General features: G+C 39.0%; 16 protein-coding genes. 14 read left to right on the forward strand and 2 right to left on the reverse strand.

Going from position 1 to position 15973, the window contains the following annotated elements; translation table 11 throughout:
• The 3 genes from argJ to VIK44_RS11490 all read left to right on the forward strand — a co-directional run bounded on the left by argJ (window position 1) and on the right by VIK44_RS11490 (window position 3437).
• The gene (gene argJ / locus VIK44_RS11480; RefSeq protein ID WP_331554031.1) at window positions 1-1221 is read left to right on the forward strand and encodes a bifunctional ornithine acetyltransferase/N-acetylglutamate synthase; all 1221 of its coding nucleotides are present in this window, start codon (window positions 1-3) and stop codon (window positions 1219-1221) included.
• A 164-nt stretch (window positions 1222-1385) separates the two neighbouring features.
• The gene (gene argB / locus VIK44_RS11485) at window positions 1386-2255 is read left to right on the forward strand and encodes an acetylglutamate kinase (protein WP_331554067.1); all 870 of its coding nucleotides are present in this window, start codon (window positions 1386-1388) and stop codon (window positions 2253-2255) included.
• 9 nt (window positions 2256-2264) lie between these two features.
• A complete protein-coding gene (locus VIK44_RS11490; RefSeq protein ID WP_331554032.1) occupies window positions 2265-3437 on the forward strand; it encodes an acetylornithine transaminase in 1173 nt (390 codons plus the stop codon).
• Window positions 3438-3467: 30 nt separating this feature from the next.
• Here the strand turns inward: VIK44_RS11490 and VIK44_RS11495 are convergent, their stop codons facing one another.
• Window positions 3468-4961, reverse strand: coding sequence for a sensor histidine kinase (locus tag VIK44_RS11495; RefSeq protein ID WP_331554033.1), 1494 nt, complete (start codon window positions 4959-4961; stop codon window positions 3468-3470).
• Window positions 4948-5625 (reverse strand): response regulator transcription factor, encoded by a 678-nt coding sequence (locus VIK44_RS11500; protein ID WP_331554034.1) that lies wholly within the window; start codon window positions 5623-5625, stop codon window positions 4948-4950. The genes VIK44_RS11495 and VIK44_RS11500 overlap by 14 nt, the downstream gene beginning before the upstream one ends.
• Window positions 5626-5778: 153 nt before the next feature.
• On the opposite strand from VIK44_RS11500, the gene VIK44_RS11505 reads away from it, so the two are divergent.
• The 11 genes from VIK44_RS11505 (at window position 5779) to VIK44_RS11555 (ending at window position 15931) form a co-directional block, all read left to right on the forward strand.
• The gene (locus VIK44_RS11505; RefSeq protein WP_331554035.1) at window positions 5779-6447 is read left to right on the forward strand and encodes a response regulator transcription factor; all 669 of its coding nucleotides are present in this window, start codon (window positions 5779-5781) and stop codon (window positions 6445-6447) included.
• An 18-nt stretch (window positions 6448-6465) separates the two neighbouring features.
• On the forward strand, window positions 6466-7761 hold the full coding sequence (locus tag VIK44_RS11510; protein ID WP_331554036.1) for a sensor histidine kinase: 1296 nt from the start codon (window positions 6466-6468) through the stop codon (window positions 7759-7761).
• A gap of 141 nt (window positions 7762-7902) precedes the next feature.
• Window positions 7903-8367 (forward strand): tRNA (uridine(34)/cytosine(34)/5-carboxymethylaminomethyluridine(34)-2'-O)-methyltransferase TrmL, encoded by a 465-nt coding sequence (trmL, locus tag VIK44_RS11515; protein ID WP_331554037.1) that lies wholly within the window; start codon window positions 7903-7905, stop codon window positions 8365-8367.
• A gap of 301 nt (window positions 8368-8668) precedes the next feature.
• Window positions 8669-8923: a hypothetical protein gene (locus VIK44_RS11520; RefSeq protein WP_331554038.1), complete on the forward strand. Its 255-nt coding sequence runs from the start codon at window positions 8669-8671 to the stop codon at window positions 8921-8923.
• A 71-nt stretch (window positions 8924-8994) separates the two neighbouring features.
• Complete coding sequence (locus VIK44_RS11525) at window positions 8995-9837, forward strand: fumarate hydratase (protein WP_331554039.1); 843 nt, start codon at window positions 8995-8997, stop codon at window positions 9835-9837.
• Between the two features lies 1 nt (window position 9838).
• Entirely contained in the window at window positions 9839-10402 is a 564-nt protein-coding gene (locus VIK44_RS11530; protein WP_331554040.1) for a Fe-S-containing hydro-lyase, read from the forward strand.
• A gap of 12 nt (window positions 10403-10414) precedes the next feature.
• Window positions 10415-11674: a pyridoxal phosphate-dependent aminotransferase gene (locus VIK44_RS11535; RefSeq protein WP_331554041.1), complete on the forward strand. Its 1260-nt coding sequence runs from the start codon at window positions 10415-10417 to the stop codon at window positions 11672-11674.
• Between the two features lie 43 nt (window positions 11675-11717).
• Window positions 11718-12728 carry a LacI family DNA-binding transcriptional regulator gene (locus tag VIK44_RS11540; RefSeq protein WP_331554042.1) on the forward strand — a complete coding sequence of 337 codons (1011 nt, stop codon included), beginning with the start codon at window positions 11718-11720 and terminating at the stop codon, window positions 12726-12728.
• A 20-nt stretch (window positions 12729-12748) separates the two neighbouring features.
• Window positions 12749-13735 (forward strand): lipoate--protein ligase, encoded by a 987-nt coding sequence (locus VIK44_RS11545; protein WP_331554043.1) that lies wholly within the window; start codon window positions 12749-12751, stop codon window positions 13733-13735.
• 28 nt (window positions 13736-13763) lie between these two features.
• Window positions 13764-14933: a TraB/GumN family protein gene (locus VIK44_RS11550; RefSeq protein ID WP_331554044.1), complete on the forward strand. Its 1170-nt coding sequence runs from the start codon at window positions 13764-13766 to the stop codon at window positions 14931-14933.
• 167 nt (window positions 14934-15100) lie between these two features.
• Window positions 15101-15931: an ABC transporter substrate-binding protein gene (locus VIK44_RS11555; RefSeq protein WP_331554045.1), complete on the forward strand. Its 831-nt coding sequence runs from the start codon at window positions 15101-15103 to the stop codon at window positions 15929-15931.
• Window positions 15932-15973 lie beyond the last annotated feature (42 nt).

Consider the following 15973-nt stretch of genomic DNA (forward strand, 5'->3'; position numbering starts at 1 on the left):
ATGAAAATAATTAAAAATGGTTGTGTAACAACCCCAATAGGATTTAAAGCAGGGGGCTTTGGTTGCGGGATAAAAAAAGAAGGGCTTGATCTTGGCATGATCTATTCCGAAATTCCAGCAGCCACTGCGATTATGGCTACTACCAATATTGTCAAAGCGGCACCGATTCTTTGGTGTAAGGAAGTCATGAAAAACCCCGTTAAACAGACTGTTATTGTTAACAGTGGCAATGCCAATGCCTGCACCGGAGAACAGGGTATGACGGATGTATTAGCGACGGCTAAAAAAGTGGGAGAGGTTTTGGGCATTGAACCGGAAAGTGTTTTAGTTGCATCAACCGGGGTTATTGGTCTACCTCTTCCCGTTGGGAAAATTCTTTCAGGCATTGAATCCCTGGTGCCGATCCTGGGATTCTCAGAAGAAGACGGATTGTCAGCCGCAACAGCGATTCTTACCACGGATACCATGATAAAAACCGTCGGGGTTGAAATTGAAATTCAGGGAGTCACCGTAAAAATTGGCGGCATGGCAAAAGGGTCAGGAATGATACATCCCAACATGGCCACCATGCTTTCTTTTGTGACTACGGATGTGGCGATTGAAGTTGATGTCCTCCAGGACCTTCTGAATGAAACGACCATTGACAGTTATAACATGATTTCAGTGGATGGGGATACAAGTACCAATGATATGGTTACCGTCATGGCCAATGGCATGGCAGGGAATATAAAACTTAAAAAGAATGCACCGGATTTTGAAATCTTTAAGGAAGCCTTTATATACGTTCATAAATCCCTGGCGAAACAAATCATTCGCGACGGGGAAGGTGCCACAAAATTTTTGGAAGTCAATGTCCGTGGTGCAAAAACAAAGGAAGATGCAAGAACACTGGCTAAATCCGTTGTTACTTCCAGTTTGGTAAAAACGGCAATGTTTGGGGAAGATGCCAACTGGGGACGTGTTCTTTGTGCCTTGGGATATTCAGGCGCCATCTTTGATCCCCTAAAGGTTTCCTTGGTGTTTTCGAGTCAGATTGGGATGATCACTTTACTGAATGATGGGTTTCCTATTGCCTTTGATGAAGCCGAGGCGAAAAAAGTATTATCAGAAACAGATATTATCATCACTGTGGAATTGCAGGAAGGTTATGAAAAAGCCGTTGCCTGGGGTTGCGATTTATCTTATGATTATGTAAAGATCAACGGTGATTATCGAAGCTAAAAATTGCCCTGACATTACGCTGAATGACGTTGCTGAAAGATTCACCGTTTCCTGCCGGTTTTATATGCGGCCTCACGGAAAATAATCAAGCATCGTCAGCAGCAGTTGTTATACCCATTTAGTGAAGATGACTGATGAAAAAATAAAGAAAGAAGTTTAAAATGATGGAAAAATATATTCAAAAGGCGAATATTCTTATTGAAGCTTTACCTTATATTCAACAATTTAAAAAGAAAACCATTGTTATCAAGTATGGTGGCAGTTTCATGTATGATGAGGCAATTAAACAATCCGTTATGGATGACCTTTCACTGATGCGTTTGGTTGGGATTCGCCTGGTCATTGTTCATGGTGGTGGAAAGGATATTTCGGGTCTCTTAAACGATCTTGATATCCAGACTGAGTTTGTTGAAGGTTTACGTATCACTAATGAAAAAGTTGTGGAAATTGCCGAAATGGTTTTATCGGGAAAAATAAATAAAGAAATCGTTCAGCTGCTTCAGAATCGTGAAATCAATGCTGTCGGCATTTCAGGCAAAGATGGCGGAATGATCAAGTGTAAGAAAAAATTTGTTCAAGACCTGGACATTGGCTTTGTCGGAGAAATTATTCATGTGGATAGCAAGATCATAACCACGTTGCTGAAGGAAGATTATTTACCGGTTATTGCCCCTATCGGTACGGATAAAACCGGACAAAGTTATAATATAAATGCGGATCATGTGGCTTCTGCCATTGCAACTGCTTTGAAAGCCGAAAAATTAATATACTTAACAGATACGGATGGCGTTTATATGGATCCGGAAAATACGGATTCTATAATTCGTCGTCTTTTTGCGGAAAATGTACCGAAACTCATTGAAGAAGGCGTTATATCAGGGGGAATGATCCCAAAGGTTCAGAACAGTATTGATGCTTTAAATCAAGGGGTTAATTCGGTGCATATTTTAGACGGCAAGGTTGAACACTCGCTGCTATTAGAACTCTTTACAGCAGCTGGTGTTGGAACCATGATTCGTCGTTCAATTCTATAGGAGGATAAAATGGATTTAATAACACGTGGAAATAATGTGATCATGGAAACCTACAAACGTTTTCCCATGGTTTTTGAAAAAGGTCAGGGATGCACACTGACTGATAATAACGGAAAAGAATATCTGGATTTTGTCGCCGGAATTGCTGTGAATGCCCTGGGTCATTGTCATCCGGGACTGATGGATGCGATGAAAACGCAAATGGAAAAGCTGGTGCATGTTTCTAATCTTTACTGGTCTGAACCAGGCATTGAATTGGCGGAGATACTCACAGCGGAAAGTGGCTTGGATAAGGTTTTCTTTTGTAATAGCGGGGCTGAGGCCTGTGAGGCAGCATTAAAGTTGTGCCGTGTTTATGGAAAGCAAAAAAAGAGTAAGGAAGCAGTAGAAATTATTGCCATGGAACAATCTTTTCATGGCCGGACTTATGGGGCCATTTCAGCCACCGGCCAAAAGAAATATCAAGCGAATTTGGAACCTCTTTTGCCTGAAATCTATCATGTGCCGTTTAATGATATCGATGCGTTAAAAGCGCAAATCAGTCCTAAAACCTGTGGCATCATTTTAGAACCGATTCAGGGTGAAGGCGGGATTTATCCGGCAGATCTGAGTTACCTCCAGGAAGTTCGAAAAATTTGTGACGAAGAAAACATTGTTCTCATTTTTGATGAGGTTCAAACCGGGATTGGGCGTTCAGGAAAGCTGTTTGCCTATCAGCAATATGGTGTAACCCCGGATGTGGTAACCATGGCTAAAGGTTTAGGCGGTGGTGTTCCCATTGGCGGCATTATCGCGAAAAACCATGTGGCTGAAGTCTTTACACCCGGTACTCATGCGTCGACCTTTGGAGGGAATCCCTTTGTTTGCGCCACTTCAAAATATGTGCTGGAAACATTAACGGCTCCCGGATTTTTTAATTCAGTGGAAAAAAATGGCGCTTATCTCAAATCAAAGCTGGAAGCGTTAAAAGAAGACCACCCGGCAATTGTTGAGGTCCGTGGGTTAGGTCTCATTATTGGGGTGGAAGTATCCACAGATTTGAGTACAATCGTGGCAAAGGCCATGGAAAAAGGTCTTCTTCTGATTGGTGCAGGCAGTAACGCCATTCGATTTGTACCACCACTCATTGTCAGCAAAGTAGAAATTGATCAGGCTGTTCAAATTTTTTCCGAATGTTTATAGTTGAATATTTCAAATAAAGGCCCAATTCTGTTAATGAATTGGGTCTTTTTTTAATAAGATTGAAACAGTCGTTCCTTCATTGGGCTGGCTTTCAATGAGCAGTTTGCCATGGTGGATATTAATGATGCTGTCGATAATGGACAACCCCAATCCGGAACCACCTGTTTCTCGGGAGCGGTCGCTGCTAATCCGGTAAAATCGTTCTTTAATTTTTTCCAGTTCAGCAGACGGAATTCCAGGGCCGGTATCGCGAATGGAAATAACATTCATATTCTGATCAACAGTACGACAGCTAAGGGTGATGGTGCTTTCGGCGGTTGAGTACTTCCTGCTGTTATCAATGAGGCCTCGAATGGCTTGAATCAGCAGGCCTTCGTTTCCCCGGACAAAAACATTGTCGCAGGATTCCATCAGGTATTGATGATGGGGATCAATCATTGGAGCTTCATAATAAATTTTTTCTAAAATTTTAGAAACATCCAGGCATTTAAAATCCTCGTCAAAATAATTGTTTTCGATTCGAGTGATGAGTAAAAGGTCTTCTACCATTTTTTGCATACCCTGAATCTCTTCCATAATGGCTTCGATGGATTCGTCCATAAGCTGAGGATCTTTTTTTCCCCAATCGGCCAGGATATGGGTATAACCCTGGATCACCGTTAGCGGAATACGTAACTCATGGGAAGCATCAGAGACAAAACGCTTTTGGTTTTCAAAGGCAGATTCCAGCTTTTCAATCATTTGGTTCAATGAAATAATCAATTGATCCAACTCGTCTTTGTTTCCCGTTTCTTCAATTCGGGTGTTTAGATTATTCTCAGTAATGTTTTTCGCAGTTTCAGAAATTTCAATCAGCGGTTTTAAGGAGCCTTTGGTTCCGTAAATACCGATGAGAATAATAGCAAAGAGGCTTAAAACACTCATACCTATCATTAATATAAAGAGGGTCGTCATAAACACATAGCTATCATTTAAGTTTTTAATGATCTGAATATAAATAATATCGCCATCGCCTAGGACATAATAGGAGCCAAGGTAATAATATTCAATCTGATTATAACGAAAAGAATCGGCAGTAATATTTTGATTTTTAGAAGCATCATTTTCAAAACTGAATTCAAAAAAATCCTGATTGAATTTATCCTGATTTTCAGGCACAAGGATATCATTGAGAAGTTCTGAGGATTGGTAAATATTCCCACCATTATCAGAAAGACGATAGGTTATCAGGGAATTATCTTTTACATAGGGATATATTTTATCGGAAATCACTTTAAGGCGTTCTTCATGAGGTAAGCTCAAAAGCAGGGACCTGTTTTCTTCAATAGTATTCACCACATAATCATTAAAGCGCACCATCGTGGACTCGTTTTCATTCAGAATAATTTGTTGTGAGAAAAAGAAAACCATTAAAAAAGAAATGGTTAGCACAACGGTTAAGCCAAGAATAAAAAACAAGACAATGCGATGATAAAGCTTAAGCGGTTTTTTCCGTCCCGGAATATTTAGCTTATCGAACCACATAGCCACGGCCTCGAACGGTTTGGATACGTTTTTCATCATAATCCCGATCAATTTTATCACGGAGATATTTAATATAAACATCAACGATATTGTCGCCACCTTCATAATCAAAACCCCAGACCTTATTTAGAATTTGTTCTCGGGACTGGACTAAGTCATGATTAAGAACAAGAAAATAAAGAAGATCAAATTCGGTACGTGAGAGTTCGACCGATTTCCCCTGGCGTTTTACAGAAAAGTTGTCTAAGTTTATTTCAATATCCATAAAGGAGATGATACTATTTGTGGATTGCTGGATGACATTTTTTCGGATGTTTGCTTTTATCCGCGCCAGAAGCTCATCAAAATTAAAGGGCTTTGTTACATAATCATCAGCACCCAATTCAAATGCGGCAACCATATCTTTGGTATCATCCTTTGCCGTGAGAAAAACCACCGGCATTTTTGGGTTTTTGGATTTGATGTATTTCAGAACCTCAATTCCCGATGCCTCGGGAAGCATACTGTCAAGGAGAATCAGGTCGAAATTGGGAGTGTGATTGACCATTTCTATCGCTTCTCGACCGGTAAAGGCTTTAAATGTAATGAAACCGGCATGGTTTAATTGGAGCTCAAGAATACGGGAAATTTTTTTATCATCTTCAACAATAAGTATCTCTTTCATGTTACGCTACCTCCTGATTTCATAAAATAATATCACAGTTTCCTGTTTTTAAATAGTCTTAAGATGAGAGATTTCATATAGCTTTAAGTTTTAGGAATTATAATTACTCTGTAGAGATATAATTAAAATTTGAAACATGGAAGGAGTCGCCTTATGCGCATATTATTTGTAGAAGACGAAAAAAAAATCACTGATGCACTCCAGGAACTCTGTAAGATACAAAACATCGATTGTGATATTGCAAACGATGGTGAAGAAGGCTTGTTGTTCGCCCTTAACCCCATTTATGATGTCATTGTTTTAGACATTATGCTGCCAATTAAAAGCGGAATTGAAATTCTCCAGCAAATCAGAGAGCAGGGAATCAATACCCCGGTACTGATGCTGACTGCTAAAGGAACGATTGATGATAAAGTTAAAGGTTTAGACTTAGGCGCAGATGATTATTTAATTAAACCCTTTTCGGCTAAGGAACTTTTTGCACGCATCAGAGCCTTGGGCCGGCGTCCGGACCATGGTATCAAAGGTGAGACCATTGTATTTGAGGATGTTAATTTTAATACGAAAAAAAATATTCTCCAAACCGCAGAAAAGGAATTCAAACTTTCAGTGAAAGAAGCGAAAATTTTAGAAATGCTTTTGAAACGGCCAAATCAGGTATTTACCCGGGAACAAATTTTAGATCGGGTCTGGGGTTTTGATAAAGAGGTTAATGAAAATAATATTGAAATTTATGTTCATAACCTGCGAAAGAAAATCATTAACACTCAGGTGAAAATTGATACAATTCGAGGGGTTGGTTATACACTTGGAAAAAAATAGGTTGGAGAATTAAGTCCCATGTTTAAAGAGATTAAACGAAAAATCACGATGTTTAATACCATTATCCTTATTATTTTTATGTTTATATTTATTTTTCTGGTCGGTTTTCTTGTAAAATGGAGTCTTAATCTATCAGGAGAAATATATTTAACCAATGTTGCCAAGGAAATTATTCAAAATGATGGTACTTCAGAAATACCCGCTATTGGTTCTGTTGACTCGGTCCACGATAAATTTGGATATCAATTTATTCAGTGGGACAGCAATCATGTGGTAAAGAACATGAAGGTAGATGATCGGAACTTAATCGTTTTAGGATATGAATTAATCAATAAGGAAAAGCCACCTTCTGAATTTGGCATGGTTCTTTCCGATAATCTCAATTATCGGGTGTATACCGTGCAATATGCTAAAAATAACACTAACTATGTGTTACAGGTTTTTCAACAGGTATCCACTGAAGAATCCATTATTGCTTATATGATTTCATTTTTGCTGCTCATTGGTGTCGGTTCAATTCTAGTGCTTATTCCAATCAGTTATTTTTTGGCAGGGAAATCGCTTTTACCCATTAAGGAAACATTTGATAATCAGAAGAAATTTATTGCTGATGCTTCTCATGAACTTCGAACACCTCTTACAGTGATTCAAACCAATATCGAGGTTTTGAAATTAAAAGAAGATGAGCCAATTAAAGATAATATGAAATGGCTGAATAATATCGCCAGCGAAAGTGAAACCATGGCTAAACTTATTTCTGAGCTTTTGCTTTTGGCACAGGCTGAAAACAGGCGGTTAGTGTTAGAAAAAGATGTTTTTGATTTATCTTACATCTGCAACCTTATTGTTGAGCTTATGGCAGAAATAGCCAATGAAAAAGGCGTCGAATTAAGCCAAAACATTCTTCCCGGGGTTCAGTTCCGAGGGGACGAAGAAAGAATAAAACAGGCAGTTCGAATTCTAGTCGATAATGCCATAAAATATACGCCAAAGGGAGGAAAGGTTCAATTATGTCTGAACCAGGGGAAACGTAACCTTGTTATTGAAGTTAAGGATACCGGCATTGGCTTGACAGAAGAGGAAAAAGCAAAAGTATTCAGCCGCTTCTATCGGGTTGATGATGCCAGAAACCGAGAAACCGGCGGTGTGGGTTTGGGGTTGAATATTGCTGATTTCATTGTGAAAAAACATGGTGGAAGAATTAAAATTGAGTCAATTCCAAATAAAGGCAGCACCTTTTCCATTCTTTTACCACGAACAATCATTAAACAGGAGTCAAAAAAAAACAATCATAAAGGTGATGCTCTTTTATAAAGTTATCCAATGATTAATAAAGACTAAAAAGTTCAAATGCTCGATTATTTTCATTGAAATTTCATGGAAACGATCGGGTAATTGAGCTTTTTTCGATTAATAAAACAGAAATAAAAAAGTGCGAATAATGAAAGGTTAATAATGAATATTGTCCTATATCAACCCGAAATACCCCAAAACACCGGGAATATTGCCAGAACCTGTGCGACGACGGAAACTAAATTACATCTTATCAAGCCCCTGGGCTTTTCTCTGGACGAAAAGCATTTAAAACGAGCAGGCCTGGATTATTGGGATCTTCTGGACTTGCAGATCTACGAATCGTTTGAAGATTTTATCGAGAAAAACAACGACATTCAACTCTATATTTTAACAACAAAGGCAAAAAAATTTTACAATACCATTGATTATGATGAAGATGGCTACATCATGTTTGGAAAAGAAACAGCGGGAATTCCCAGTGGAATTCATCAGGCTTATCCCGAAAACCGGTTTAGAATACCGATGAGAAATCATAAAAGAGCCCGTTCACTTAATCTCTCCAATGCCGTCAATATTGTGCTTTTTGAAGCCCTGAGGCAGCACAACTTCCAAGGCCTTATTTAGGTGTGAAAATTTATGAAAATTGCATTACTTTGCAACAACAATGTGGTATAATACCAGCACTTGTATGAAAAGAGAATAGGCAGGAAAGTCGATTATGATCGGTTGTATGAAGATTTTATTAAATCTTCATATTATAAAAAATCCTGAAAAATAATACGAAAAAGTTAATCGCTTTATAAGAGAATACAGAATAGCCATTGAGGCGCTAAAAAGTCAGAAGATGCAAACATTTTAATTATTTTTAATTTCAATTGTTCAAATACTGGTCTTATATTCAGTTAATTATTGGACTTATTACTCATTGGGCTTAGACGAAATCAATGTCTTAACACATTATTTCCCTCCAGCTATTCTGTATGTTGCCGTGCCCTTTGTGCCAACATCAGGTGCATCCGGAGGAGCAGAAGCCGGATTTTTATTAATTTTCGGACCCATTTACGGTGTTGGAAATACGGCAGTCGCGATGATTCTCTGGCGAATTATCACCTGCCGCTCTATTATTCTTTTTGGAGGCATCTATTTATCCATTCCATTAGAATTGGAAGGAATAAAGTGAAAGTCATTGAAGAAGGGCTTTGCAATAAGATGATCAGAGATTTGGAAGAAAATGAGAAATAAGGAGAACCAGTGAAAACTATTCATACTCAAACAATCATCGATACGGTTGCGGAAATGTGTATCGAAGCCAATACATATTTATCAGAAGACATGCTGCGAGGAATGAGAAATGCAGAATCATCCGAAGAATCTGCTAACGGAAAAGAAATTCTTCAAAACATGTTGGAAAATTTTGAAGTGGCTGAAAAAAAAGGAATTCCAATTTGCCAGGATACGGGAATGGTGGTTATCTTTGTGTCGTTCGGACAGGACCTGAGCATTGAAGGTGGCAGCATAGAAGATGCCTTACAAGCCGGAGTTGCCAAGGGATATAAAGAGGGATATCTTCGAAAATCAATTGTTTCAGATCCTTTTATAAGAGAAAACACCAATGATAATACACCGGCAGTGATTCATTATCAGGTGGTAACCGGTGATCAACTGAAAATAAAATTGCTTCCTAAGGGTTTTGGCAGCGAAAATACCAGTGCACTTAAAATGCTGAAGCCCTCAGATGGCATGGCTGGCATGAAAAAATTCGTTGTGGAAACTGTGGAACGTGGTAGCCCCAATGCCTGTGCACCGATTGTGGTCGGCGTTGGTGTTGGAGGTACCATGGAAAAGGCGGCACTACTGGCAAAAGAAGCTTTGACACGGCCATTAGGAACTTATCACCCTAAAGATCATATTCAGAGTTTAGAAAAATATCTGCTTCAGGCATGTAATGCCCTGGGAATTGGCCCCATGGGTTTAGGTGGGATCAATACCGTGCTTGGTGTCAATGTAGAGGTTTTTCCAACTCATATTGCAGGATTACCTGTGGCAGTGAATATTTCCTGTTATGTTAACCGCCATGTAGAAAGGGAGTTGTAAAATGTCAGTGATTAACTTAAAGACTCCTTTGAGTAAAAAAGATCGAAAGCAGCTTAAAGCAGGCGATCATGTTCGAATTTCCGGAATCATTTATACGGCTCGGGATGCTGCCCATAAACGGATGATTGAAGGATTAGAAAAGGGGATTCCCCTTCCTGTTGATTTTACCAATCAAATAATCTATTATGTGGGACCCTGTCCGGCAAAACCTGGTGAAATTATTGGATCCGCAGGCCCTACCACTGGTGGACGAATGGATATTTATACGCCGGAGCTTTTGGAAAACGGACTTGGGGGTATGATTGGTAAAGGTAATCGCAGCGAGCGTGTCATCAATAGTATGATGAGTCAGGATGGTGTTTATTTTGCCTGTGTTGGCGGAGCCGGTGCTTTGTTGCAAAGTTGTATAAAATCTGTGGAAATTCTAGCCTATGAAGATCTGGGAACAGAAGCCATACGAAAAATAGAAGTTGAAAATTTTCCGGCCATCGTTGTTATCGATACCTTTGGAAATAATTTATATGAATCTGAAAGAAAAAAATTCGAAAATAAAAAATGGAATTAATAGGAGTTGAAAATGAAAAAAGCACTCATGGTTATTGAATCGTCAGTAAGAGAGGGCGGAACAGACCCTATCTTCAGAATCGCCGGAGAGGCAGCAAAAAGAACTAAGGAATGTGGCGCAGAGACTGTGATTAACTCAACCATTGGAGCACTGATGGATGATAATGGTGAACTGGTAACCTTTAAGGCAGTTTATGATACCCTGAAGGCTTTGCCAAATCATTTAATTGCCGGGTATGCAGGACTTGCAGGGCAGCCGGATTTTCTTGAAAAAATCATCGATGCATGTTTTATGTCATGCAAGCCGGAAGGTTTTATCCGTTCCATTGCAACACCAGGTGGTACCGGTGCAGTACGGCATGCGTTTTATAATTACACAGAATTTGGGGATACCATTCTTCTTACCGATTGGTTTTGGGCTCCATACAGAACCATTGCCCATGAAAACCGTCGTAACGTCAAGACCTTTCAAATGTATAATGAAAAGGGAACGTTTAATCTCGAAGCCTACAAAAAAGGTATTCTGGAGCTTTTAGAAAAGCAAAAAAGAGTTTTAACCGTATTAAATACACCTGCCCACAACCCCACCGGTTATACTATTTCTGATGATGAGTGGAAGTCAATTATTGCTTTTATCACCGAAACAGCATTAGCCCAGCCGGATTCTAAAATCATTTTATTAGTGGATTTAGCCTATATTGATTTCGCCGGCGAAGGGGAAGATGCAAGGGGCTTTATGAAGCTCCTGACAGGATTGCCGCATAATGTACTGCCTTTATTTGCTTTTAGTGCATCAAAAAGCTATACCATGTATGGACTTAGAAATGGTGCGATTATTTGCGTGGCCCCGACTGAAGAAATTGCCCAGGAGTTTGTCAATACCTGTACCTTTTCAAATCGGGGCAGTTGGTCAAATGGCACCCGAGGAGCCATGGAAACCATCACAAAAATCTTCAGCAATGAAGAACTTTATAACCAGGCCATGGCGGAACAAAGCTTTTACAAAGGTATCCTTAAACGTCGTGCTGCGGCATTTGTCGAAGAAGCCGATAAGATTGATTTAGGGCTGGCAACCTATTGCGATGGGTTTTTTATCAGTATTCCCTGTGATCATCCAAAAGAAGTCAGTGACAATCTGATGAAAAAAAATACCTTTGTTGTTGCTTTGGGTAAAGGCCTGCGTTTTGCACCCTGCGCTGTTTCAGAAGAAAAATGCCGACGAGCACCAGCACTGATACTGCAAGCCATTAATGAAGTTAAAAAATGCACGTAAGCGTTATTTTTCTTTAAATAAATAAAATACGAGAGGTAGAAAAATGAAAGTTAAAATTGTTGATGTTGCTAAAGAAGCCAATGTTTCAGTAGCAACCGTTTCACGGGTTGTAAACAATATTCCTTTGGTCAATCAGGAAACACGAGAGCGGGTTTTGGCAGCCATTAAAAGAACCGGGTACAAACCCAATGCTATTGCGAGAAGTCTTAAAATTCAAAGAACCAATACCATTGGGATAATGATCCCGGATATCACAAATCCTTACTATACCCAAATTGTCCGGGGAGCAGAGGATGTCTGCGGAATTTACCATTACAATATTATTTTAACAAATACTGACTTTGATCCGGATAAGGAAAGAAAAGCACTGAATGTTTTGATCGAAAAGCAATGTGATGGCATTATCTATGTGGGCAAGGACCTGAGCGATGAAATGCAAAAAGAATTGATCGATGCTCCCAGTGAAGTCGTGTTAGGATGCATTCCCGATAATAGCGGTTTCCTTAGCGGCGTGTTGATTAATAATGAAGTCGCAGCCTATGAACTGGCAATAGAAATCTTAAAAATGGGACATAAAAAATTTCTGATTTTCTTTGATGAATATGAGGCGGGTTATATTTATCAGGAAAGAAAAAAAGGTTTTCTCAGGGCTTTTGCAGAGTGGAACATTGAATTTGATGACACCCGATTTTTAAGAGCAAAACTCAGCCTTTCCGGCGGCTATCATATGATGGAAGAAGCCATAAATTCCGGGGTTGATTTCACCTGCGTTTTCTGTTTCAATGACCAAATTGCACTGGGAGCCATTCGTTACGCTGAAGAACAGGGGAAAAAAATTCCGGATGATATTTCTATTTGCGGGTTTAATAACTTTTGGATCGCCGAGTGGACAAGACCTCAAATAACCACGGTTGCACAGCCCATGTATGATATTGGCGCTATTGCCACTCGGTTGCTGATAAAAATGTGCGAAAAGGAAGATCAAACCATTAAAAATGTCTTTGTTCCTCATGAAGTTCTCATCAGGGGTTCAGTGGCTCCGATAGAATCATAAAAAGAACTGTGGGATTTTAAATGAAATATATTAATTGGAAAGAAACGGACCCAAGAATAAATCTTGCTTTTGAAGAGTATGTCTTTAACCAGATGGATAAAAATGAAAGCTATTTCTTATTGTGGCAAAATAACAATGCAGTTATCGTCGGAAAACACCAAAATACCATTGAAGAAGTGAACCAGGAATATATAAAGGCCAATGATATTCAGGTGGTTCGCCGGCTTTCAGGTGGTGGCGCAGTTTATCATGATATGGGTAATCTTAACTTTACTTTTATTGTTAATGATCACGGGGAAGAACCTTTTGATTTCAAGTCTTTTACACGTCCGCTGGTGGATGCCCTTCAGTCCCTTGGGGTAAATGCCGAGTTTAACAGTCGCAACGATATTGCCATTGACGGTAAAAAGTTTTCAGGAAATTCTCAGTATGCAAAAAGAGGCAGAATCCTTCATCATGGAACCATCCTCTTTAATTCAAAACTATCAACGATTCAAAGTGCATTAAAAGTAAAAAAAGATAAATTTGAATCAAAGGGAATTAAGTCGGTAACAAGCCGGGTGACAAATATCTCAGACTATCTGGATCAAGACTATTCTTTAGCAGATTTTAAAAATGCGTTGTTGGAATTTATGTTCAAGGATGAAAATATTCAGGAAATATTTCTCGCTGAGAATGATTTAAAGGCCATCGAAACGCTTAAGGACGATAAGTATGCTACCTGGGAATGGAACTATGGCCGATCACCCACTTATAATTTAAGAAAAGAACGCAAATGTGATTTTGGTCTCATTACCATACTTCTTCAGGTTGAAAAAGGAAAAATTCAAGAGATTTATTTCTATGGAGATTATTTCGGTAACGGCGATGTAAAGGAATTAGAGGCATTGTTTGTAGGCGTAAAGCCAAATGAAAAGGCCTTAATTCCTTTGCTTGAAGGAATCGAACTGGAAAATTATATAAATGGACTTGATTCGAAAACATTGATTGATTTAATCCTTTATTAAGTTTGGATTAGAGCAGAAAGGAAGTTCATTGGAATCTACTAATATAACCCGACTTCAAGTTAACGGAAAAGAAATTATTCTCATTGGAACGGCTCACGTTTCTAAAAACAGTGTTGCAGAAGTAAGGGAAACCATAAAAAATGAGCAGCCGGATTCAGTGGGTATTGAACTGGATGCCCAACGCTTTGAGGCCATAAATCAAAAGGATAAATGGTCCAATACTGACATTTTCAAAATAATAAAAAGTAAGCGGGCAGGCTTTTTATTTGCAAATATTTTACTTTCAAACTATCAAAGAAAATTAGCAGAGCAGTTTGGTATTGAATCAGGACAAGAAATGATGGAAGGTATTGCCTGTGCCAAGGAATACGGAGCAGAGCTGGTGCTGGCAGATCGCAGCATCCAGATTACGTTCAATCGCATTTGGAGAGGTTGCAGCTTATGGGAAAAAACAAAACTGCTTTTTTCAATCGTCCTCAGTGTGGTTGATGATCAGGAGATCACAGAAGAAGATTTAGAAAATCTCAAATCTGAAGATATGCTCAGCGCCGCATTAGCAGAAATGGGTTCAGCATTTAAAGGGGTTAAGCGCTATCTGGTTGATGAGCGGGATCAGTATCTGGCGTATAAGATTAAAAATGCACCAGGAAATAAAATCGTCGCTGTGGTTGGTGCGGCTCACATAGCCGGGATAAAAGAAGAGTTTTATAAAGATCAGGATATTGCAAAATTAGAAGTGATCCCTTCAAAATCAAATGTTGGTAAAATTATAGGCTGGATGATTCCTGTGATTATTGTTGGATTAGTGGTCGCCACTTTTATAGTCAACCCCGGTTCCGGATGGGAACAGGCAAAATCCTGGATACTCTGGACCGGTCTTTTATCTGCCCTGGGAACTTTGCTGGCAGGCGGACATATTCTATCGGCGCTCACAGCCTTTGTTGCAGCACCGATTACGACACTGCATCCCTTGCTGGCCTCAGGATGGTTTGCCGGAATGACAGAGTCTTATATGCGCAAACCCAAAGTTGAAGACTTTGAATCATTACCTAAAGATCTGAAAACTCTCAAAGGGCTTTGGAGAAATAAGGTGACAAAAATACTGATGGTGGTTGTTTTTGCAAATATTGGCAGTTCACTTGGAGCCTGGCTGGGAGGATTAAATATCATCGGGATTTTCCTTCATACTTTTTCATAAATATGTGATAATCGTTCAACGAATGGCAAGGGCATAAATATTGATACACAAAAGTTAGGTTTATGTTAATATTGATAAAAATTGATCCCTTCATTTCAAAAAAACTTGTTAATGGTTACAGAATAATATATAATATCTCACATTAGGAAGTAGAAAAGGAGAAAATTATGAAAAGAAAACTTTTGGTTTTATCGGTGGCTGTAATGATGGTATTTGCACTTGGTCTGACCGGTTGTTCTTCCGGAAACAATACGGCTGCAGAAGATTCTCTGGCAGATGGCGTACTGAGTATTGGTGTGGATGATACCTATCTTCCGATGGAATTTAGAAATGACCAAAATGAATTAGTTGGTTTTGATATTGATTTTTCAAATGCTTTAGCTAAAGAATTAGGGGTCACAACAGAATTCAAAACAGTGGCCTGGGATGGTATATTTAATGGTCTTAATGCAAAACAATTTGATGTTATTATTTCCAGCACCAGTATCACTCCTGACCGACAAAAAGGATTCAGCATGTCTGATCCCTATGTTTCCAATGGTATTGTGCTTGTTTCCAGAAAAGATGCAGCTCCTGCGACGACTTTTAAGGATCTTGAAGGAAAAACTTTAGGCGCACAGATCCAAACAACAGCTGATACTGCAGCAGAAAAATTAAAGACTCAGGATGGCGTCAATGTTGAAATCAAAAAATTTGATGCTATGCTAGATGCATTTGCTGCACTTCAAGGCAAACAAATCGATAATGTTATTACAGATAAGCCAGTAGCTGAATATTATGTGGCTCAAAATCCGGATCTTTATGTTGTAAGCTCAGATGTTTTGACCAATGAACCCATTGGTGTTACAGCACGCTTAGAAGATACTGAAATGACAAAAACAATAAATACTGCCATTAAAAAATTACAGGACAATGGCACATTAACAGAAATTTCAATGAAGTGGTTTGGAAAAGATATGTCAAAAGGCATTGATACCAATCTTGTTGTAATTGAATAGGTAGAGTCTAAACTTAATAAGAAAATCGAATAGGACTTGTAA

This window comes from Acetobacterium sp., from assembly GCF_036508315.1.
GTDB lineage: Bacteria > Bacillota > Clostridia > Eubacteriales > Eubacteriaceae > Acetobacterium.

Coding starts and splice junctions, on each gene's coding strand:
- VIK44_RS11505 (WP_331554035.1), top strand. CDS start 5,779: ATGCGCATATTATTTGTAGAAGACGAAAAAAAAATCACTGATGCACTC.
- VIK44_RS11490 (WP_331554032.1), top strand. CDS start 2,265: ATGGATTTAATAACACGTGGAAATAATGTGATCATGGAAACCTACAAA.
- VIK44_RS11495 (WP_331554033.1), bottom strand. CDS start 4,961: ATGTGGTTCGATAAGCTAAATATTCCGGGACGGAAAAAACCGCTTAAG.
- VIK44_RS11500 (WP_331554034.1), bottom strand. CDS start 5,625: ATGAAAGAGATACTTATTGTTGAAGATGATAAAAAAATTTCCCGTATT.
- VIK44_RS11535 (WP_331554041.1), top strand. CDS start 10,415: ATGAAAAAAGCACTCATGGTTATTGAATCGTCAGTAAGAGAGGGCGGA.
- VIK44_RS11540 (WP_331554042.1), top strand. CDS start 11,718: ATGAAAGTTAAAATTGTTGATGTTGCTAAAGAAGCCAATGTTTCAGTA.
- argB (WP_331554067.1), top strand. CDS start 1,386: ATGGAAAAATATATTCAAAAGGCGAATATTCTTATTGAAGCTTTACCT.
- VIK44_RS11530 (WP_331554040.1), top strand. CDS start 9,839: ATGTCAGTGATTAACTTAAAGACTCCTTTGAGTAAAAAAGATCGAAAG.
- VIK44_RS11545 (WP_331554043.1), top strand. CDS start 12,749: ATGAAATATATTAATTGGAAAGAAACGGACCCAAGAATAAATCTTGCT.
- VIK44_RS11510 (WP_331554036.1), top strand. CDS start 6,466: ATGTTTAAAGAGATTAAACGAAAAATCACGATGTTTAATACCATTATC.
- argJ (WP_331554031.1), top strand. CDS start 1: ATGAAAATAATTAAAAATGGTTGTGTAACAACCCCAATAGGATTTAAA.
- VIK44_RS11555 (WP_331554045.1), top strand. CDS start 15,101: ATGAAAAGAAAACTTTTGGTTTTATCGGTGGCTGTAATGATGGTATTT.
- trmL (WP_331554037.1), top strand. CDS start 7,903: ATGAATATTGTCCTATATCAACCCGAAATACCCCAAAACACCGGGAAT.